This window comes from Arthrobacter sp. FW306-1B-G06A, from assembly GCF_058781765.1.
Map to the genome: position 1 here is coordinate 29,807 of NZ_JBYSXB010000005.1, position 17,846 is coordinate 47,652.

At 64.7% G+C, this 17,846-nt stretch carries 21 protein-coding genes; 5 read left to right on the top strand and 16 right to left on the bottom strand.

Annotation, left to right across the window (positions count from 1 at the left end; translation table 11 throughout):
* Positions 1–2: 2 nt before the first annotated feature.
* Positions 3–1,064, bottom strand: coding sequence for a phenylalanine--tRNA ligase subunit alpha (pheS, locus tag AC3WJM_RS03750; protein WP_078105647.1), 1,062 nt, complete (start codon positions 1,062–1,064; stop codon positions 3–5).
* A 186-nt stretch (positions 1,065–1,250) separates the two neighbouring features.
* On the opposite strand from pheS, the gene AC3WJM_RS03755 reads away from it, so the two are divergent.
* Positions 1,251–1,901: an SIMPL domain-containing protein gene (locus AC3WJM_RS03755; protein ID WP_492271220.1), complete on the top strand. Its 651-nt coding sequence runs from the start codon at positions 1,251–1,253 to the stop codon at positions 1,899–1,901.
* A 32-nt stretch (positions 1,902–1,933) separates the two neighbouring features.
* Here the strand turns inward: AC3WJM_RS03755 and pcp are convergent, their stop codons facing one another.
* Entirely contained in the window at positions 1,934–2,581 is a 648-nt protein-coding gene (pcp, locus tag AC3WJM_RS03760; protein ID WP_492271221.1) for a pyroglutamyl-peptidase I, read from the bottom strand.
* Between the two features lie 111 nt (positions 2,582–2,692).
* Here pcp and AC3WJM_RS03765 point away from each other — a divergent pair, with 111 nt between their 5' ends.
* Positions 2,693–3,787 carry an Rv2578c family radical SAM protein gene (locus AC3WJM_RS03765; RefSeq protein WP_492271222.1) on the top strand — a complete coding sequence of 365 codons (1,095 nt, stop codon included), beginning with the start codon at positions 2,693–2,695 and terminating at the stop codon, positions 3,785–3,787.
* On the opposite strand, the gene AC3WJM_RS03770 is transcribed toward AC3WJM_RS03765, so the two are convergent.
* Positions 3,784–4,224, bottom strand: a complete 441-nt coding sequence (locus AC3WJM_RS03770) for a (deoxy)nucleoside triphosphate pyrophosphohydrolase (protein WP_059387790.1) — start codon at positions 4,222–4,224, stop codon at positions 3,784–3,786. The genes AC3WJM_RS03765 and AC3WJM_RS03770 overlap by 4 nt on opposite strands.
* Before the next feature lie 144 nt (positions 4,225–4,368).
* Here AC3WJM_RS03770 and AC3WJM_RS03775 point away from each other — a divergent pair, with 144 nt between their 5' ends.
* The gene (locus AC3WJM_RS03775) at positions 4,369–5,577 is read left to right on the top strand and encodes an MFS transporter (RefSeq protein ID WP_059387791.1); all 1,209 of its coding nucleotides are present in this window, start codon (positions 4,369–4,371) and stop codon (positions 5,575–5,577) included.
* Here the strand turns inward: AC3WJM_RS03775 and AC3WJM_RS03780 are convergent.
* The 5 genes from AC3WJM_RS03780 to infC all read right to left on the bottom strand — a co-directional run bounded on the left by AC3WJM_RS03780 (position 5,574) and on the right by infC (position 9,646).
* Entirely contained in the window at positions 5,574–6,491 is a 918-nt protein-coding gene (locus tag AC3WJM_RS03780) for a cation diffusion facilitator family transporter (RefSeq protein WP_492271223.1), read from the bottom strand. The genes AC3WJM_RS03775 and AC3WJM_RS03780 overlap by 4 nt on opposite strands.
* Before the next feature lie 102 nt (positions 6,492–6,593).
* Positions 6,594–7,490, bottom strand: a complete 897-nt coding sequence (locus AC3WJM_RS03785) for a TrmH family RNA methyltransferase (protein WP_492271224.1) — start codon at positions 7,488–7,490, stop codon at positions 6,594–6,596.
* A gap of 26 nt (positions 7,491–7,516) precedes the next feature.
* Positions 7,517–8,197, bottom strand: coding sequence for a 50S ribosomal protein L20, sunset domain variant (gene rplT / locus AC3WJM_RS03790; protein ID WP_284989316.1), 681 nt, complete (start codon positions 8,195–8,197; stop codon positions 7,517–7,519).
* Positions 8,198–8,314: 117 nt separating this feature from the next.
* Positions 8,315–8,509, bottom strand: a complete 195-nt coding sequence (gene rpmI / locus AC3WJM_RS03795) for a 50S ribosomal protein L35 (RefSeq protein ID WP_059387794.1) — start codon at positions 8,507–8,509, stop codon at positions 8,315–8,317.
* Positions 8,510–8,626: 117 nt separating this feature from the next.
* Entirely contained in the window at positions 8,627–9,646 is a 1,020-nt protein-coding gene (gene infC / locus AC3WJM_RS03800; protein ID WP_492271225.1) for a translation initiation factor IF-3, read from the bottom strand.
* A gap of 378 nt (positions 9,647–10,024) precedes the next feature.
* Between infC and AC3WJM_RS03805 the strand changes: the two genes are divergently transcribed.
* Positions 10,025–10,411 (top strand): DUF1844 domain-containing protein, encoded by a 387-nt coding sequence (locus AC3WJM_RS03805; RefSeq protein ID WP_284989317.1) that lies wholly within the window; start codon positions 10,025–10,027, stop codon positions 10,409–10,411.
* An 81-nt stretch (positions 10,412–10,492) separates the two neighbouring features.
* On the opposite strand, the gene AC3WJM_RS03810 is transcribed toward AC3WJM_RS03805, so the two are convergent.
* The 8 genes from AC3WJM_RS03810 to AC3WJM_RS03845 all read right to left on the bottom strand — a co-directional run bounded on the left by AC3WJM_RS03810 (position 10,493) and on the right by AC3WJM_RS03845 (position 16,729).
* Positions 10,493–11,827, bottom strand: a complete 1,335-nt coding sequence (locus AC3WJM_RS03810) for an MFS transporter (protein WP_492271226.1) — start codon at positions 11,825–11,827, stop codon at positions 10,493–10,495.
* A gap of 57 nt (positions 11,828–11,884) precedes the next feature.
* On the bottom strand, positions 11,885–12,787 hold the full coding sequence (locus AC3WJM_RS03815; protein ID WP_492271227.1) for an SseB family protein: 903 nt from the start codon (positions 12,785–12,787) through the stop codon (positions 11,885–11,887).
* Positions 12,787–13,533: a bifunctional 1-(5-phosphoribosyl)-5-((5-phosphoribosylamino)methylideneamino)imidazole-4-carboxamide isomerase/phosphoribosylanthranilate isomerase PriA gene (gene priA / locus AC3WJM_RS03820; RefSeq protein ID WP_492271228.1), complete on the bottom strand. Its 747-nt coding sequence runs from the start codon at positions 13,531–13,533 to the stop codon at positions 12,787–12,789. Before priA ends, AC3WJM_RS03815 begins: the two co-directional genes overlap by 1 nt.
* A gap of 45 nt (positions 13,534–13,578) precedes the next feature.
* The gene (locus AC3WJM_RS03825; RefSeq protein ID WP_492271229.1) at positions 13,579–13,737 is read right to left on the bottom strand and encodes a hypothetical protein; all 159 of its coding nucleotides are present in this window, start codon (positions 13,735–13,737) and stop codon (positions 13,579–13,581) included.
* A gap of 1 nt (position 13,738) precedes the next feature.
* A complete protein-coding gene (gene hisH / locus AC3WJM_RS03830; protein ID WP_492271230.1) occupies positions 13,739–14,494 on the bottom strand; it encodes an imidazole glycerol phosphate synthase subunit HisH in 756 nt (251 codons plus the stop codon).
* Positions 14,491–15,117 carry an imidazoleglycerol-phosphate dehydratase HisB gene (gene hisB / locus AC3WJM_RS03835; RefSeq protein ID WP_492271231.1) on the bottom strand — a complete coding sequence of 209 codons (627 nt, stop codon included), beginning with the start codon at positions 15,115–15,117 and terminating at the stop codon, positions 14,491–14,493. Before hisB ends, hisH begins: the two co-directional genes overlap by 4 nt.
* A 43-nt stretch (positions 15,118–15,160) precedes the next feature.
* Positions 15,161–16,279, bottom strand: a complete 1,119-nt coding sequence (locus tag AC3WJM_RS03840) for a histidinol-phosphate transaminase (protein WP_284989322.1) — start codon at positions 16,277–16,279, stop codon at positions 15,161–15,163.
* Positions 16,280–16,369: 90 nt separating this feature from the next.
* Positions 16,370–16,729, bottom strand: coding sequence for a LysM peptidoglycan-binding domain-containing protein (locus AC3WJM_RS03845; protein ID WP_492271232.1), 360 nt, complete (start codon positions 16,727–16,729; stop codon positions 16,370–16,372).
* 367 nt (positions 16,730–17,096) lie between these two features.
* On the opposite strand from AC3WJM_RS03845, the gene lexA reads away from it, so the two are divergent.
* Positions 17,097–17,846, top strand: a complete 750-nt coding sequence (gene lexA, locus AC3WJM_RS03850) for a transcriptional repressor LexA (RefSeq protein ID WP_492271233.1) — start codon at positions 17,097–17,099, stop codon at positions 17,844–17,846.

Below are 17,846 nucleotides of genomic sequence, written 5' to 3' on the forward strand. Positions count from 1 at the left end.
TGTTAGATCTCCATCCCGAAGTGCTCGCTGAAACGTACATCGCCTTCGATCATGTCGCGCATGTCGCCGACCTCGTTGCGGAACATGAGCGTGCGCTCGATGCCCATGCCGAAGGCAAAACCTGAATACTCGTCCGGGTCGATGCCGGCAGCGCGCAGGACGTTGGGATTGACCATGCCGCAGCCGCCCCATTCGATCCAGCGGGGGCCGCCCTTGGCACCGGGGTGCCAAATGTCCAACTCCGCGGACGGCTCGGTGAACGGGAAGTAGTTGGGACGCAGGCGGATCTGTGCCTCGTCACCGAACATCTGGCGGGCGAAGTGCTCCAAGGTGCCGCGCAGGTCGGCCATGCTCAGCTTCTTGTCAATGGCCAGGCCCTCGAACTGGTGGAACACGGGTGTGTGCGTGGCATCGAGTTCATCGGTGCGGAATACCTTGCCCGGGCACAGCACATAGATGGGTACTTCGCGCTCCAACATGGACCGGACCTGTACCGGGGACGTGTGCGTGCGCATGAGCAGGTGCGCCTCGGGAGGTTCCACGAAGAAGGTGTCCTGCATTTCGCGCGCCGGGTGGTCCGGCTTGAAGTTGAGGGCGTCGAAGTTGAACCACTCGGACTCGACCTCCGGTCCTTCGGCGATTTCCCAGCCCATGCCGACGAAGATGTCCGCCACGCGGTCCTGCAGCGTGGAGAGCGGGTGGCGGGCACCGGCGCGGCGCCGCCGCGGCGCTGCCGTGACATCGACGGTTTCCTCGACAAGGATGCGGGCGTCGTTTTCGGCTTCGAGCACAGCGGTCCGTGCTGCGAGCGCCTGGTTGACGCGGCCACGGGAGGAACCCATGAGCTTGCCTGCGGCGGCCTTCTGCTCCTTGGGCAGGCCGCCGATTTCACGGTTGGCAAGGCTCAAGGGCGACTTCTCGCCGGTGTGCGCCAAGCGGACGGCTTTGAGTTCTTCGAGGGAGGATGCAGCGGCAATCGCGGCGACGGCTTCCTCAACGGCAGCGGTGATGGCGGCTTCATCCAGAGGGTTCGGGATGGCAGCGCCCGGCAAAGTGTCAGTCATCTACTGTTCTTAGCTACGAGTCGGAAATGGTCTTCACCAGGCAGGGCCATGGCAAAAGCAGGAGCGATGCTCGCTGGACGCGTCCGGCGGGCACTAACAACCAGTCTAGTAGAAGGGTCCCGCGGGGATTTAACCCGTGACCCTGCCTCATCGATTCATCGGCGCGCCCGGGGCTAGCATGGCCTCATGACACCGGTCCGCACCATCACTGTCACCGGAGAGGGAACCGCGGAAGCCGTTCCCGACCTGCTCACGCTCACGCTCGCCGTCGAGGTCAGGCGCGACGCCGCCGAAGCGGCCTATGGCGATGCGGGAGCGATCGTCTCGGCGGTGACCGACGCGTTACGAGGGCACGGCGTGGCCGGTCCCGACTTGCGGACCAGCGGCCTCAATCTTCGCGCCGACCTTGTGTGGGCTGAGAACCAGGGGCAAAAGGTCAGCGGTTATGTTGCGTCAACCACCCTGGTTGCCAGGGTCGGCCCGCCGTCGGCGGCCCCCGCGGCCATCTCCGCCGCGGTGGCGGCGGGCGGCGACAACCTTCGCATCCACGGGATCGAACAGGGATTCACGGATGCCTCGGCCGTTGCGGCACGGGCACAGGAGGCTGCCTGGCGGGAGGCCGAAGCGAAGGCGGCCCGCTTCGCCGCGCTTGCCGGCGGCCGCTTGGGGCTCGTCCTCTCCATCGATCAGCGGCCGGAGCATGGATCTCCGGTGCCCATGATGGCCGGTATGCAGCGTGCTTCAACGAGCGAAGGCGTGCCCATCGAAGCGGGATCGGTGGCGGTTTCCGCGAGCGTGGTGGTGCAGTGGGAGCTGGATTCGACGGCGCCAGCCTAGTGAACAGCGCCAGCCAAGTGAACGGCGCCGGCCTAGTGAACCGCCCCTGCGGACAGCTTGGTGTCCACCGGAGTCTCAAGCGCAGCGCGAACGACGACGGCGATCCCCCGCCCCATGTCCCGCGTCGCCATCCCAGGCGTCGCACTACCCTGCGGAAGTCGGGCTTCGTCATAGGGAACGTGGATGAAGCCGCCCCGCGCGCGGGGCGGAACGGCTCCGGCGAGTTCGTGCATCAGGGCATAGAACACGTGGTTGCACACGTAGGTCCCGGCGGTCTGCGAGACCTCGGCACGGATTCCGGCGATCTGGAGCGCCCGGAGCGCGGACTTCACCGGGAGTGTGCTGAAGTACGCCGCGGGACCTTCGGGGATTACCGGCTCGTCGATGGGCCTGTTTCCGGCGTTGTCCGGAATCCTGGCGTCATCGCAGTTGATGGCCACGCGTTCCAACGAGAGCCGGTCCCGGCCGCCGGCGAGCCCGACGCAGATGACCAGCTCCGGGCGCAGCCTCTCCACGGCCTCGCGCAGGACCGCGGCGGATTCACCGAAAACGCACGGCAGTTCGAGCGCTACCACGTCATGGCCTTCGGAGCGCAAGATCTCCTGTGCTTCGAGGACGGCAGCCCACGAGGGATTGCTGGAATCGCCGCCAAAAGGCTCGAATCCCGTCAGCAGAATCATGCATCCACCCTAGCAACGGCTGAGCGATTTCCAGGTGGCTCGTTCGATCCTTAACCGGCCTTCTTTCAACCGGCCTTGACAAGCGTTCGAACATATATTCGAATGGAGGCCATGAGATGGGACGCACAGGCACTTTCACCACAACGTGGTCCGGCACCCGGAGACAACAGCAGCAGCGGTCCGTCCGGAGCCGCCCCAGCAACGGACGCACTGCTGCCGCTGGCCGGGCTTGTGCGTTCCGTCTCAACCCCCGAATTCTCCGGAGTCACCTTTCATGAGGTCACCGCCAAATCGGTGCTCAACAAGGTGGCGTCCGGTTCCCAGATGCCCTTCGAATGGACGGTCAACCCGTACCGCGGATGCAGCCATGCCTGTGTCTACTGTTTTGCGCGCAAGAGCCACACCTATCTGGAGTTCGACGCCGGACACGATTTCGATTCCCAGGTGATCGTGAAGATCAACGCGGCAGAGGTCTTGCGCAAGGAACTGTCCAAGCCGTCGTGGGGCCACCATCATGTGGCCCTCGGCACCAACACGGATCCGTATCAGCGGGCAGAAGGCCGCTACCAGCTGATGCCTGGGATCATCCGGGCCCTGGCGGATTCCGGTACTCCGTTCTCCATCCTCACCAAGGGAACCCTCCTGGGCCGCGACATCCCCCTCCTCAAGCACGCCGCCAGCCACGTGCCCGTGGACCTGGGCATCTCCCTGGCCATGACTGACGAAGCCCTGGCCTCGGCAGTGGAGCCCGGCACACCCGCGCCGCGCGCCAGGCTCAAGCTCATCCGGCGGCTGCGCGAGGCCGGGCTGCCGTGCGGTGTCATGGCCATGCCCATCCTGCCGTGGCTGACGGACAGTGATGATGCACTGGAGTCGCTCTTTACGGCACTCTCCGGGGCCGGCGCCACTGGCGTCACGGCCGGGGCGTTGTACCTGAAGCCGGGCACGCGGGAATGGTTCATGCAATGGCTGGCGGCGAACCACCCCGAGCTCGTTGGCAAGTACCGCCGCCTCTATGGCCAAGGCTCGTATGCCTCGAAGGAATACAGGACCTGGCTAAGCGGCCGTATCAACTACTTCAAGGCCCGTCACGGTTTCTCCGGGAGCAGCGGTTTCAGCCACAGGAACGCGACGGCGGGCAAGGAGACGCCTGGTTCGCTTCCGCTTGCTTCCTTTCCAACAACGGGCCAGTCCACGCTTTTCTAGTTGAGCAGGCCGGAGGCCACCCGTTCCAGCAGTGCACGGACAATCGGCAGGTCGGCAGGAATCCACGGCAAGGTCAACGCCTCGTCGCCATTGCCAAGCGGAACCCACCGGAGTTCATCGTGGTCCTGGAGCGGACGCGGCTCGCCGTCGAGCAGTTCGGCGAACCATACCCTCATGACGGCGCGCTCGTTCAGCGGCCAAGCGGCGCCCGCGTCAGGCTCCACCTCAGACCCGAGCCGGACAGTGATCCCGAGTTCCTCAAGCAACTCGCGGTGCAGCGCGTCTTCGAAGGATTCCCCGGCCTCCAGCTTGCCGCCCGGGAACTCCCACATTCCCGCGAATTGCGGTGGGGCGCTGCGCCTCGCGGCGAGCAGCCGTTTCGGATTTTCTAGGGAATCGACGACGGCGGCGCCCGCCACGCTTATCAGTCCAGTCACCGCAACAGTCTATTGGCCCTCCGGTCATCACCCCCGCTATGGAAGTTGTCACATTCAGGGCTATTCACCCAGGACTCGCACTAAGCTTGAAAGTCGGCTTTATTCCCTTCGAGTGGCCTCCCGCTCGCCCCAAGAAACAGGACGATGACCACTACTGCTGTCACCAAGACCTCCCAAAAGACCCGAAGCCGTCACGTGGCGCTGGCGATCTTCGCCCTTGCCATGGGTGGATTTGCCATCGGGACAACGGAGTTCACCATGATGGGCTTGCTCAAGGAGATCGAGCAGGGACTCCACATCAGCACTCCCGAGGCCGGGAACCTGATTTCGGCCTACGCCTTGGGTGTCGTGGTAGGGGCGCCCATCTTCGCGGCACTTGGTGCCCGGCTCCCCCGCAAGCAACTTGCCCTGGGGCTCATGCTGTTCCTGTCGATAGCGAACCTGACGTCCTTTATCGCACCGGACTACGGAACCATGGTGATCACGAGGTTTGCCTCGGGACTGCCCCATGGCGCCTTCTTCGGAATCGCCGCGGTCATCGCCGCGAGCCTGGTTGCTCCCACCAAGCGCGGCTGGGCGATTTCGATGGTCATGGGCGGACTGACCGTCTCCAACGTCATCGGTGTTCCCGCGGCGACGTGGCTCGGCCAGACTTTCGGGTGGCGCCTTCTCTTCGTGGTGGTGGGCATCATCGGCCTGGCCACGAGTGTGTTGCTCTGGAAGTTCGTCCCCTTCGAGCCAGCCCACCCGGAGGCAAGCATCCGCCGGGAACTTGGTGCCCTCAAACGCATCCAGGTGTGGTTGGCATTGCTGATCGGAATCATCGGTTTTGGCGGCTTCTTCGCCACCTACACGTACATCTCCCACACCATGACGTCCGTGGCCGGCATCCCGGAGGCGCTGATACCCCTCGTGGTGGCCCTGTACGGACTGGGCATGGTGGCAGGCAACATCCTGGGCGGCCGCATCGCCGATAAGTCGGTCATGGGAACCATCTACCGGGTGCTGCCCCTCATCGCCTTGGCGCTGGTGGCCTACGCGGTCGCGGCCCACTGGGCGTGGTCGGCGTTCGTCATGGTCTTCATCGTGGGCGGCATCGGCTCCATGCTCATCCCGCCCTTGCAAACGCGCCTGCTCGACGCTTCGCCGGACGCGCCGTCCTTGGCCTCTTCGCTCAACCACTCCGCGCTCAACATCGCCAACGCCCTTGGCGCATTCCTCGGCGGGGTGGTCATCGCCTGGGGCTGGGGATACGTTGCCCCTGCCCTCGTCGGGGCCGTCCTGGCGATCCTGGGGCTCGGCGTCGCGGGCATCAGCGGCTGGTTGGAACGCAAGAAGCCGCTGGCTGCCTAGACCTGGACACGCTCTACGTCGGGCTCGAGGTAGATGACCCGGGCGATCGGTACCGCGGTGCGGATCCTGAGTTCGGCGGCGTCGATCGCTGTCGCAATCGCCTGCCCCGTATCTGCCGCGCCCACGCTGATCTTCGCAGCGACCAGCAACTCTTCCGGGCCCAAATGCATGGTCTTGAGGTGGATAATGCGCGTGCCATCCGACTCAATGGCTTCCGTGATCCGCGCATTGTCCTCTCTGGTGGCAGATTCGCCGAGCAGCAAGGACTTGGTTTCCACCGCGAGCACCACGGCGATTCCCACAAGGAGCAGGCCGATCATTCCGGTGCCCGCGGCGTCCCACAAGCCGTTGCCCGTGATGAGGGTCAGGCTCACGCCGAACAGCGCGAAAACGAGGCCCAGAAGGGCTCCGAAATCCTCCAGGAGGATCACGGGCAGTTCCGGTTGCTTGGCGTTGCGGATGAACTTGATCCAGCTTTGTTTGCCGCGCAAGGGATTGGATTCGTGGATGGCGGTCCGGAACGAGAAGGATTCCGCCACAATAGCGCCGAGCAGCACGGCCAGGGGTACCCACCAGAAATCGCCTTCAATGGCATGGGGGTGCTGGAACTTCTCCCAGGATTCATAGAGCGCAAAGAGTCCGCCAACACTGAACAGCACGATCGAGACGATGAAGGCGTAAATGTAGCGCTCACGGCCATAGCCGAACGGGTGCTCGGGACTCGCTGCGCGCTGTGCCCGCTTCCCGCCAAGCAGCAGGAGCAACTGGTTGCCGGAGTCGGCGACGGAGTGGATTGCCTCGGCCAACATGGACGACGACATCGTCAGGACGAATGCGACGAACTTGAGCACAGCGATCGCCAGGTTGGCACTCAATGCCGCCACGATTGCCTTGGTACCGCCATTTGCAGCCACGGAGGCTCCACCTCTTCTTCAATTCAGGGGATGTGAGTGAAAGGCACGAACAGACCGCGAGGTCGCGTTCCTGCAAGCAATACCGTACCTGCAGCGGGAGTGTCAGGAGGCTTGCTGCGAGCGTGCGCTGGCGTAGAGGCAAACCGTGGCTGCTGTGCCAAGGTTCAGGCTTTCCGCCGAACCGTAGACGGGCACTGCGACACGATGGTCGGCAAGGGCAAGCTCGGAGTCTGAAAGTCCTTGCGCCTCGTTGCCGAACAGCCAGGCGGTCGGGGCTTCGAGGGCGTAGGCGGAAGTCGCTGCTGACGCACCCAGGCGGCGCGCCGCGTTCTCGTCCTGAAGTTTGTCCAGGTTGAGGGTGCCGTAACCGTCCGCTGCGAGGATCCCGATGCCGCGCTCCTTGCATCCGGCCACGAGTTCCCCGACGTCCGCACCCAACACAACCGGTAGGTGGAAGAGCGAACCTGCCGTGGACCGCACAGCCTTCGGGTTGTAAATGTCAACGCTGGAGGCCGTCAGGACCACGGCGTCCGCCCCGGCGGCATCAGCGGCCCGAAGCACCGTGCCGGCGTTGCCGGGGTCGCGCACCTGGCACATGACGGCGATCAGCCGCGGCCCGGCGTCGAGCACTGATTCAAGGCTGACGTCCACAAAGCTGCAGACGGCCACAATCCCTTGGGGATTGACGGTGTCCGCCATGGCGGCCAGGACATCGTCGTTCGCCAGCCGCAAGGCAACGCCGTCGGCGAGTTCGGCGAGTTCAGGGAGCCGGTCAAGGCAGCTTTCGCTCGCGAACACTTCGTGTACGACGCCGGGCTCCCCCGCCGCGGTCCGCTCCCGGTGCAGGACCAGCGCCTCGCGAACGGCCTGGGGGCCTTCCGCGAGGAACCGCCCGCGCTTTAAACGGGCCGGGCGCCCTGCAAGCTTTGCGACATCCCTGACCCGATCGGCTCGGGGGTTGGACATCGGAAGTTCTTGCGGGCGCCCGGTTTCGTTCATATAAAGAACTTTAGTGGCAGTTGCGACTAGTTCTTGATCTGCTGGCGGGCTTCGCCACCGGCAGGCTCAAAGCCTGCAGCCTTTGCGGCCTCAACGGTGGAGAACCAGTACTCGGCAACAGTCACGTCGTACCAGGTGGAACCCGGAACGTGGTACTTGTTGGACTCGGCGTTGCCCTTGATGGCGTGGCCTTCCGGTGCGGCTTCGCCCTCAACGGCGACAACAGCGCCTTCGATGGCCGGCTTCTCGGAAGCAGAGGCCTTGACGGCGGTAGCGGTCTTCGCAGCCGGAGCAGCCTTGGCGGCAGCCTTCGGAGCGGCCTCGGCCTTGGCGGCCGGAGCGGAAGTGTCGGCAGGCAGGGAGTCCTTGGCAACCTTGACCAGCGCGGCGAAAGCGTTGGCGTCGGAAACGGCCAGCTCTGCCAGCATGCGGCGGTCAACCTCGACCTCAGCGGCCTTCAGGCCCTGGATCAGACGGTTGTAGGTCAGGCCGTTGGCGCGGGATGCAGCGTTGATGCGCTGGATCCAGAGGCGACGGAAGTCACCCTTCTTCTTGCGGCGGTCGCCGTAGCTATACACAAACGAGTGCAGCAGCTGCTCTTTTGCCTTGCGGTACAGGCGAGACCGCTGACCGCGGTAACCCTTGGCCCGTTCAAGGACAACCCGACGCTTCTTGTGGGCGTTTACCGCCCGCTTCACACGTGCCACGTGCGTACTCCTTCAAAATTCTTATCCCAAGCTGCTACTGCCGGAAACCCGGCCGGCCTGAGAAGGCTTTGGTGTAGTCGGCGGCTACCGGATGGCAGCAACCAGAAAACTTGGAACTTAGACGCCGAGCATCTTCTTGATGACCTTGGCATCGCCCTTGAAGACGATCTTGTCGCCGGCAAGGCGACGGGTCAGGGTGGAGGACTTGTGCTCCAGGTAGTGGCGGCGGTTGGCCTGCTGACGCTTCAGCTTGCCGGTGCCGGTCAGCTTGAAGCGCTTCTTAGCACCACTGTGGGTCTTCATCTTCGGCATGGGAACCGATCTCCTTACGTGTCCGCAGACTGGGTCTGCAGTTCTTTCGTGCAGCCACCCCATAGGGGGCGGCTGCTGCTTTCGTGCCGGGCGGAGGGAATGCCTCCTGCGGCGTGACTAGTTGGTCTTGCGTGCCGCTGGCTTCGGAGCGGCCTTGGGGGCTGCCGGCCGAGCTGCAGGCTTCGGAACCGCGGGCTTCGCCATCGGTTTCGGTACTGGTGTGGCAGCAGGCTTGGGGGCAGCCGGCACAACAGGCTTCGAAGCTGCCTGCTCAGGTGCCTTTGCCGGTGCCTTTGCGGGCGCCGGCGCGGCAACGGGAGCTGCTTCAACCACGGGAGCCTTTTCGACAACCGGGGCTGCTTCAACCACAGGAGCCTTCTCGACCACCGGAGCTGCTTCAACCACGGGAGCCTCTTCGACAACCGTTTCCTCAGCGACCGGAGTCTCTTCGACTTCAGCGGCCTCCGCCTCAACGGCTTCCGATACGGTCTCCTCGGCCTGGGTTTCCTCGGCCTGGGCCAGGAGTTCCGCCGGCAGCAAGTCCGCGAGTGACTGGGTCAGGGGAGCATCCTCGCCTGAAACGTCAATCCGGCCTGCGGCCTTGGCTTCATTCTGGGCCTTGGCTTCTGCACGCTGCGCCGCGCGGCGGGCCTCGGCCTTGGCCTCTGCCTTGTTTTTCAGCGGACCGATCACCATGACCATGTTGCGGCCATCGATGCGCGGGCTGGACTCAATCACGCCGACTTCGGCAACGTCCTCAGCGAAGCGCTGCAACAGGCGGATGCCCATTTCAGGGCGCTGCTGCTCACGTCCGCGGAACTGGATCATGGCTTTCACCTTGTCACCGGCACCCAGGAAGCGAAGCGCGTGGCCGCGCTTGGTCTCGTAGTCGTGGGTATCGATCTTCAGGCGGAAGCGGATTTCCTTGAGGACCGTGTTGGTCTGGTTCTTGCGGGCCTCACGGGCTTTAACAGCGGCTTCGTACTTGTACTTGCCGAAGTCCATCAGCTTGCACACCGGAGGCTTCGCCTGCGGTGCAACTTCAACGAGATCCAGGTCAGCCTCGGCAGCCAGACGCAGGGCGTCCTCAATACGGACGATTCCAACCTGTTCGCCGGCAGGGCCGACCAAACGCACCTCGGGGACGCGGATACGCTCATTGATTCTTGGCTCGCTAATGTCAAAGCTCCTGTTGTTGTGATGAGTATTCCACCGGCAAATAGAGAAGGCCCCCAATTGCTGGCGCAATCGAAGGCCTCGAAGATCGGAAACGGCCCCTCAAGGGAGGCGTTCGCACCATCCAAGGCTGACCTTGAACGGTGTCCGACCAGGTACCCGGCAACTTACATCCCCGAAGGGAAACGGCTGACGCGGGTGGGAGAGAACTCCGCTTGCAAACTGAAAATCAATTCTACAGAAATCGGCAACCAACCGCACATTAACGGTGGGTGGCCGAGCGCTGCGTGAGCCATGGAAAATGGCAACTTCCAGTCGGTCTGTGACAAGCTTACCAGCATGAGCACTTCAGACAGCAATTCCCTCGACCACGAGCCCGCCGGCACTGGTGCCGGAGTAAGCCAGCAGATCCGCGACATTTCGGAAGTTCCGGCTGTTGAGGTCATCACCACCGGCGCCGTTCACCTCATGAGCGCGGCAGCCGTCAAAGTGGGCTTGGCCGACGACCCCGAGGCCGAAGAGCTCAAGGACCTGGACGAGGCCCGCAAGCTGATCACCGCCTTGGCCGGACTCGTCACCGCCGCAGCACCGGAAATCGGTTCGCAGCACGCCGGCCCCTTGCGCGACGGCCTCCGCTCCCTACAGCTTGCGTTCCGCGAGGCGTCCCTGATCCCGGACGAGCCGGGCAAGGGCCCGGGCGAAAAGTTCACCGGCCCGGTCAACTGATCCGGACTATCTGTACGACCGCGACGGCGGGCTGGCCCCTTTGGCCGGCCCGCCGTCGTCGTTTGGCGGCTTAGGCGCGACTCAGGTGGCGGGGTCTCCCGCGCCCGCCTGGGTGATTGTCATGCTCCGGCGCCGACGCAGCTGGAGGAACAACCCGGCAAGGCACAACACCACTCCCGCCGTCCCGATGGCGACGAAGCCAGCCCACGGCCCCACGCCGTCGATGAAGAGGCCCGCGACGGGCGAACCGAAAGCCACGCCTGCAGTGAGGGCCGAGCCGTACCAGCCCATGGCCTCGCCGCGCCGCTCCTCATCCACGATGTCGGCGACCTTTTCCGACGCCGCGGACAGCACCGGCGCGCAGAGCAGGCCGGGAAGCAGAGACAACAACGCAAGGGTCCACGTGTCCCCGGCGAAGCCCATCGGGATGGTCAATGCCGCCATTCCCAGCAGGAGCAGGATGGGCGAGACGGGCCGGTGCATGGCGCCGTAGATGAGCCCGCCGACTACCGATGAGGCGCACCAGAAGAAGAAGACAATTCCGATCTCGCTCTCGTGCCCGGCGCGCTGCAACACCGCGACGATTCCGACGTCGGTGCCGCTCAGGACCATTCCGGATCCTGCGGCGACGGCGAACACGGCGGCTACCGCCGCGGTGAACCATGTGAAGTTCCGGGCCATCTTTCCCCGCAACCCGGAAGGTTGCGACACTGTCGGAGCCATCTCCGAAGCCGCCTCCTGAAGATGGGCCGGAGCCGATGCCACCACCGCGGCTTCGGCCGCATGAAGCTCATCGGCATCCCGGTCGGCCGTCTGGCCGGCGTCCAGGACGCCCTCGCTGCGGGTGGGCGGGTTGAACCAGAGAAGGAAGAGCCCGGCGGCCGAAGTGCACACACCCACGATGGTCAGGCCGAGGACCGTGAACCCGCTGGTAGCCACGACCGCGCCCACCGCGGGGCCGATCATGAAGACCACTTCGGTGCCAATGGAGTCCAGCGCATAGGCCGAACGCCGCTGCTCGCCGTCAACCAGCACCCCCAGGGACTGGCGGATGACGCTGAAGATGGGCAGCGTCAACAGGCCCCCGACGAAGACAAGTGGGAGGATCCATTCGTAACTGACGTGCGGCACCACGGACCAAATCACCAACTCAGACACAACGGAAGGAATAAGCGCCTTGCGCAGGCCGACAGTGTCCACGCGCCGCCCCCGCCACGGAGCGCCGATCGCGATGCCGATGGTGAATACCGCCGCGGCAGCACCGGCGGCGGCATATCCCTTGCCCAAAGTCAGGACGATGTGCAGGGTGAGCAGGACTCCCGCTGCCGAGTGCGGTATGCGGGCCACCATGCCCACCAGCAGGAGACGCCGCACGGACGTGATGGACAGCATCTCCCGGTAGAGAGAGAAATTCACGAGCTCATCCTCTGTTCTGCCGAGGGCAGGACAAGGACGTTCCCCCTGTGCCTTCGGCTACTGTGCCGCCCGCTGCAAGCTGACCTCGATCGAGTCAACCCGCTCGGCGAACAATTCGTTCTGCGCCCAACGCCCGTTCAGTCCGGAGACGAGATCCTGCACCGCGGCGGCGTCCAGGCCGTCTTCGAGGTACAGCACCACGCGCAATTCGGGGCCGGGTCCCCCGCCGGCCATGGCCGATCCGTCAGCCGTGCGCGAAGCCATTCCAGATCCCGGCCGCACCTCCAGGCGCCGCACGGCCGGGTACATCCCTGCCAGGGAATTGAGAGCAGACTCCAGTTCATCATCAAGGTACGACGGCGTCCAGTCGCGCTGCTGTGCCAGTGACCACATGGCAGGCCGGCGGACGACGAAGGTGACATCCGAACCGGGATCCAGGACGAGCAACTGGGCCCCTTCGGAGACGGCAGACAGGGCCGCCCGGGCCGCATAAACAGCGACGGGACGGGCCTGCGGATGCCAGGCTTCAAGGGCGGCCGCCGACGTGAACACAGGCATGGCCGTGCGGCCATCCGGCGCCTTCAATGTCACGAGCGCCATGTCGGCCTGCTTGTCCGCATGGAGTCCGTCCACGCCCTCGGCTTCCTCAGCGAGCTGGGCCACCACCGGGACGAACACCCTCGCCGTTGCCAACGAAGCCACCACACCGGCCTCGCTGCCGGTTCCTGAGAGCAATGCCGCGACGGCGGCGAGGTATCCGGCGTCGGCCGTTCCGTCGTCGTCCTCGAAATTATGGATCTTGGCGGCGTCGCCGCTCAGGTCGCGGCCTGCCCAGGGCTGGCCGGCGGAATCGCCTGCGCCGCCGGCACCTGCCAGGGCCGCAGCGATGTGCCCGGGCAACTGCCGGGGTGCCGGAGTCGAAGCCTGGTCAGCTGCCGGGAACTGTGGATCGTGAGACATCAGCGGCGGCCGGCGACGTCCAGGGCTTCCGGGAGCGTAAAGGCACCGGCATACAGCGCCTTGCCGACGATCACTCCTTCGACCCCAAGCGGTACGAGCTCCCGCAGGACGCGCAGGTCCCCAAGGCTGGAGATGCCGCCCGACGCGACAACGGGCTTGCCGGTCTTTTCGACCATCTGGCGCAACAGCTCGACGTTGGGTCCCTGCAGTGTCCCGTCCTTCGTGACGTCGGTGACCACGTAACGGGCGCAGCCGGCATCCTCAAGGCGGGCCAGCACCTCCCAGAGGTCCCCGCCTTCCTTGGTCCAGCCCCGGCCTGCGAGCGTCGTTCCACGGACGTCGAGCCCGACGGCGATCTTGTCACCGAAGCGGTCGATGGCCCGGCGGGTCCATTCCGGATTCTCCAGCGCGGCGGTTCCGAGGTTCACGCGGGCGACGCCGAGCTCAAGCGCGCGCTCAAGGGATTCGTCGTCGCGCAGTCCGCCGGACAGCTCCACCTTGACGTTCAGCTGCGAGACGACCTCGCTGATGAGGCCGGCGTTGTTGCCGCGTCCGAACGCCGCGTCAAGGTCCACCATGTGCACCCACTCGGCTCCGGCGTTCTGCCAGTTCAGCGCCGCTTCCAGCGGGGTGCCGTAACTGGTCTCGGAGCCGGCTTCTCCCTGAAGGAGACGAACGGCCTGGCCGTCCACGATGTCGACGGCGGGCAGGAGTTCCAGAACGGGCAGTTCGGAGGCGGTGGTCATTGAAGTCCTCGGTGTTGTGGGGACGGGCGTCAGTTGCCCGGCAACTTATTTTGCAGGCAAAGTGAAGAGGTAGGCGGCTAGCAGAGCCAAGCCAGCGAGTACGTAGAACGAAATGGAGACCCAGGCGGGGCGTTTCTGCTGGCGGAAGGAGATTCCGCCGCCAACCAGCAGCCCGGCCGCGCCCATGAAGATAACGGACCACATATCAGGCAGCGCCTCCGGCCCCGGTCGGCTGCGGCTGGGTTTTTGCTTGCGGGCGCAAACCCTCAACCCAGTTGCGCAGGAGCCGGGCTCCGGCGTCGCCCGACTTCTCGGGATGGAATTGCGTGGCACACAACGGTCCGTTTTCCACGGCGGCGATGAAGGGGGCGCCGTGTTCGGACCACGTCACCTTCGGCGGAGCCATGCGGGGCTGGACAACGTCGAATTCCCACTTCTGTACGCCATACGAGTGCACAAAATAGAAGCGTTCGTGCTCCACGCCGGCGAACAGCTTCGAGCCTTCCGGCACGTCAACAGTGTTCCAGCCCATGTGCGGCACAACGGGGGCAGGCAGGAGTTCCACTTTGCCGGGCCACTCGCCCATGCCTTCGGCCTCGGTACCGTGCTCCACTCCGGCCTCGAACAGGACCTGGAGCCCTACGCAGATACCCAGGACTGGCCGGCCTCCGGCAACGCGACGGCCGATCATCCGGATCGCGTCCACTGCCTTGAGTTCGCGCATCACCGTTTCGAAGGCGCCGACGCCGGGGACCAGGAGACCGTCGGCGTTCAGGACGTCTTCGGGTTTGGCGCTCAACGTGACTGCCGCTCCGGCACGCTCAAGCGCGCGGACCGCTGAGCGGACGTTGCCCGAGCCGTAGTCAAGGACCGTTACGGTCGGCTTTCCCTCGGGCGAGACGATGCGGCTGGCAGCCTTCGGATCGACCACAGCGCCGTCCTTGAGGATCTGCCCACTCACAAGGCACCCTTGGTGGACGGAATGCCTTCGACACGTGGGTCGGACTCGACGGCGGAACGGAGTGCACGGGCAAAGGCCTTGAACTGGGCCTCCACGATGTGGTGCGGATCCCGGCCGGCCAGGACATTCATGTGGAGGCAGATACCGGCGTGCAAGGTGATGGCCTCAAAGACGTGGCGGGTCAGCGAACCGGTGAAGTGTCCACCGATCAGGTGGTATTCCTGCCCTGCGGGCTCACCGCCGTGGACCAGGTAAGGACGTCCGGAGACGTCGACGACGGCGTGGGCCAACGCTTCATCCAACGGGACCGTGGCCTCGCCGAACCGACGGATCCCTGCTTTGTTACCCAAGGCGGTGCGCAGGACCTCGCCGAAGGTAATGGCAACGTCCTCCACGGTGTGGTGGGCGTCGATGCGGGTGTCTCCGCTCGCCTTGACGGTCATGTCGATAAGCGAATGCTTGCAGAGCGCCGTCAGCATGTGGTCATAGAACGGCACCGAGGTGCTGATATCCGAGACGCCCGTGCCGTCGAGGTTGATTTCAACCAGGACGGAGGATTCGCTGGTGGTGCGTTCCATGCGTGCTGTCCGGGCGGCCGCCGTGCTGGCGCCGTTTTCGCTCATCGATATGTCCTTAGGAGGAAGGAGTGGTGGGACTTGTTCAAGTCTAGGCCGGTGCGGAGACCTGGCCGTCCAGCAAGGCTTCGAGCGCCTTGAGGAATGCAGTGGTTTCAGGCTCCGTGCCGGCGGTGACGCGGAGGTGGCCCGGGATGCCGACGTCGCGGATCAGGACTCCGCGCTCCAGCAGGCCTTGCCACAGGGCGTGGGGATTCTCGATTCCGCCGAAAAATACGTAGTTCGAATCGGAGGCGGCCGGCTTGAAGCCCATGCGGGTCAACTCGCTGACAATGCGATCGCGCTGGACCTTGATGTCCTCGACGTCCGCCATGAGGGCTTCGCGGTGACGGAGGGCCGCCAGGGCGGTCGCCTGCGTGATGGCGGAGAGGTGGTACGGAAGGCGTACCAGACGGATCGCGTCGGCGACCTCGGGGGCAGCTGCCATGTAGCCGATGCGCGCACCGGCGAGGGCGAACGCCTTGCTCATGGTCCGGGACACAATAAGGCGCTCCCGGCCGGGGAGGAGCGTCAACGCGCTTGGCGTGTTGTCGTGGGCGAACTCGTGGTAGGCCTCGTCCACGATCACCACGGTCCGGCTCGCCTCGCCGGCGTCGTACACGGCTTCGACAACGTCCAGGCCAAGTCCCGTGCCGGTGGGGTTGTTCGGGGAGCAAAGGAACACGACATTCGGCTTGAGTTCACGGACCTGCGCGGCCGCCGAGGCCGCATCGAGGCCATAGTCTTCAGCGCGAACACCAGCGATGTATGCAGTGTCGGTTCCGCTCGCGAGCAAAGGGTACATGGAGTACGTCGGCGGGAAACCGAGCGCGGACCTGCCCGGGCCGCCGAAGACCTGGAGGATCTGCTGGAGTACTTCATTGGAGCCGTTGGCTGCCCAGATGTTCTCGGCCGAAAGGTCGTGGCCAAGGTATTCCGCAAGGGCTTCGCGCAATTCGGTGAACTCGCGGTCCGGATAGCGGTTCAGTCCGGTGGCGGCTGCCGCGACCGCTTCGGTGATGGCCGCCTGGACGTCCGCTGGGACGCCATGCGTGTTTTCGTTGACGTTGAGCAAAATCGGAACATCAAGCTGCGGCGCGCCATAGGGGCTCAGGCCGCGAAGGTTGGTCCGGAGGGGAAGTCGGTCAAGTCGCTCAAGCTGGTCACTCACCATGACAGTTTAAGGTGCCGCGGCGGATGCCCTGAAACTGTGACGGCACGGAGACCGTCCAGGGGCCGGGCAACCCGGTCCAAGTTGCCGCTAAGTCGAAGGAATGAACAGCTGCTGGCCGGGCACGATGTGGCCGTCCTGGAGGTTGTTCAGCTGGATGATCTCCGCAACGACGTCGCGTGGATCCCGGGACGGTGCGGCGCTTCCCGCAATCTCCCACAAGGACTGGCCCACTTGTACCGTGACGCTCGTGCTGGAGGTGGGCTGCAGTTCAGCGGCGGAATCAGCAGCCTTGGCCGGCGAATTCAGGAATCCCGCCAGGCTAAGGAGCGCTGCAACCAGGAGCATGGCCGGGACGCCGAAGATGACCATGCGGCCCCTGCGGGTCAGGCGGAGCCGGCCCGCCGGCGCACTGTGGCCGGGTGTGTGGGTGATGGTGATTGCGGACATGAGCTGAGCCCTTCTGAACAATGCCGCGTTCCGGAATCTCTGGTTGCGGCTGCCAATTCTTGCCTTCATTCAGTGCTTGCAGGACGGTTGTTCGTTGTTGTCTTCGAACGATTCGGGCGAACACCCGGACCCCGCACCACTTTTATAGAACACATATTCGAACCTTGCTATGACATTTTTAGCACTTATCAACGAACGATGTCGAGACTCGCTAGAACAAATGTTTGATAAACGCCTGCGCCTGCCCTACGTTTGAGTGAAGGAACGAGCACTGAATCAGTGCAACAGGAGGGTCTGACATTTCAGGCCGACAGTCCCGGCAAGCCCCTCAGGGCCGCGCGGACGGAACGGAAGGGTGTTGGCGAACATGGCAGCGAAAGCCACTGGCAGCGGGTCGGCCTCAGCGCGGAGCCCGCAGCCGCAGAAGGCCCCCAAGAGCCTGACCGTCCGCCAGAAGAAAATCCTGGAGACCATCCAACGTTCAGTGAACGATCACGGGTATCCGCCGTCGATGCGCGAAATCGGAGACACGGTCGGCTTGGCCAGCTTGTCCAGCGTCACCCACCAGTTGTCGCAGCTCGAGAAGCTCGGTTATCTTCGCCGCGATCCCAAGCGTCCACGCGCCATGGAAGTCCTCATGCCGTTGACCCTGGACGGTGGCTCCGTCATCCCCGGCGTTGAAGCGCCGGCGAAACTCCGCAGCGCCGGCGGCCTGGCCGTCACGGAACTCGCGAGTGCCAGTGACACGGCCATGGTTCCCCTCGTCGGGCGCATTGCTGCCGGTGGGCCCATCCTGGCCGACCAGACCGTTGAGGACGTCCTGCCTCTGCCCCGGCAATTGGTAGGCCATGGCGAGCTCTTCATGCTCAAGGTCGCCGGTGATTCCATGATCGACGCCGCTATCTGCGATGGAGACTGGGTGGTAGTGCGGCGTCAAAACGACGCACTCAACGGCGACATCGTGGCCGCACTCCTGGACGACGAAGCCACCGTCAAGACCTTCCGGCAGCGCGACGGCCACACGTGGCTGCTCCCGCAGAACACGCAGTACGAACCCATCCTGGGCGACCATGCCACCATCATGGGCAAAGTCGTCTCGGTCCTGCGCTCACTCTAG

What these genes read in the sequence shown, in the direction of transcription:
- rpmI (WP_059387794.1), bottom strand. Translation starts at nt 8,509, where the DNA reads ATGCCGAAGATGAAGACCCACAGTGGTGCTAAGAAGCGCTTCAAGCTG.
- AC3WJM_RS03755 (WP_492271220.1), top strand. Translation starts at nt 1,251, where the DNA reads ATGACACCGGTCCGCACCATCACTGTCACCGGAGAGGGAACCGCGGAA.
- AC3WJM_RS03845 (WP_492271232.1), bottom strand. Translation starts at nt 16,729, where the DNA reads ATGTCCGCAATCACCATCACCCACACACCCGGCCACAGTGCGCCGGCG.
- pcp (WP_492271221.1), bottom strand. Translation starts at nt 2,581, where the DNA reads ATGATTCTGCTGACGGGATTCGAGCCTTTTGGCGGCGATTCCAGCAAT.
- hisB (WP_492271231.1), bottom strand. Translation starts at nt 15,117, where the DNA reads ATGAGCGAAAACGGCGCCAGCACGGCGGCCGCCCGGACAGCACGCATG.
- AC3WJM_RS03825 (WP_492271229.1), bottom strand. Translation starts at nt 13,737, where the DNA reads ATGTGGTCCGTTATCTTCATGGGCGCGGCCGGGCTGCTGGTTGGCGGC.
- priA (WP_492271228.1), bottom strand. Translation starts at nt 13,533, where the DNA reads ATGACCACCGCCTCCGAACTGCCCGTTCTGGAACTCCTGCCCGCCGTC.
- lexA (WP_492271233.1), top strand. Translation starts at nt 17,097, where the DNA reads ATGGCAGCGAAAGCCACTGGCAGCGGGTCGGCCTCAGCGCGGAGCCCG.
- AC3WJM_RS03785 (WP_492271224.1), bottom strand. Translation starts at nt 7,490, where the DNA reads ATGAACGAAACCGGGCGCCCGCAAGAACTTCCGATGTCCAACCCCCGA.
- AC3WJM_RS03805 (WP_284989317.1), top strand. Translation starts at nt 10,025, where the DNA reads ATGAGCACTTCAGACAGCAATTCCCTCGACCACGAGCCCGCCGGCACT.
- AC3WJM_RS03775 (WP_059387791.1), top strand. Translation starts at nt 4,369, where the DNA reads ATGACCACTACTGCTGTCACCAAGACCTCCCAAAAGACCCGAAGCCGT.
- AC3WJM_RS03815 (WP_492271227.1), bottom strand. Translation starts at nt 12,787, where the DNA reads ATGTCTCACGATCCACAGTTCCCGGCAGCTGACCAGGCTTCGACTCCG.
- pheS (WP_078105647.1), bottom strand. Translation starts at nt 1,064, where the DNA reads ATGACTGACACTTTGCCGGGCGCTGCCATCCCGAACCCTCTGGATGAA.
- AC3WJM_RS03765 (WP_492271222.1), top strand. Translation starts at nt 2,693, where the DNA reads ATGAGATGGGACGCACAGGCACTTTCACCACAACGTGGTCCGGCACCC.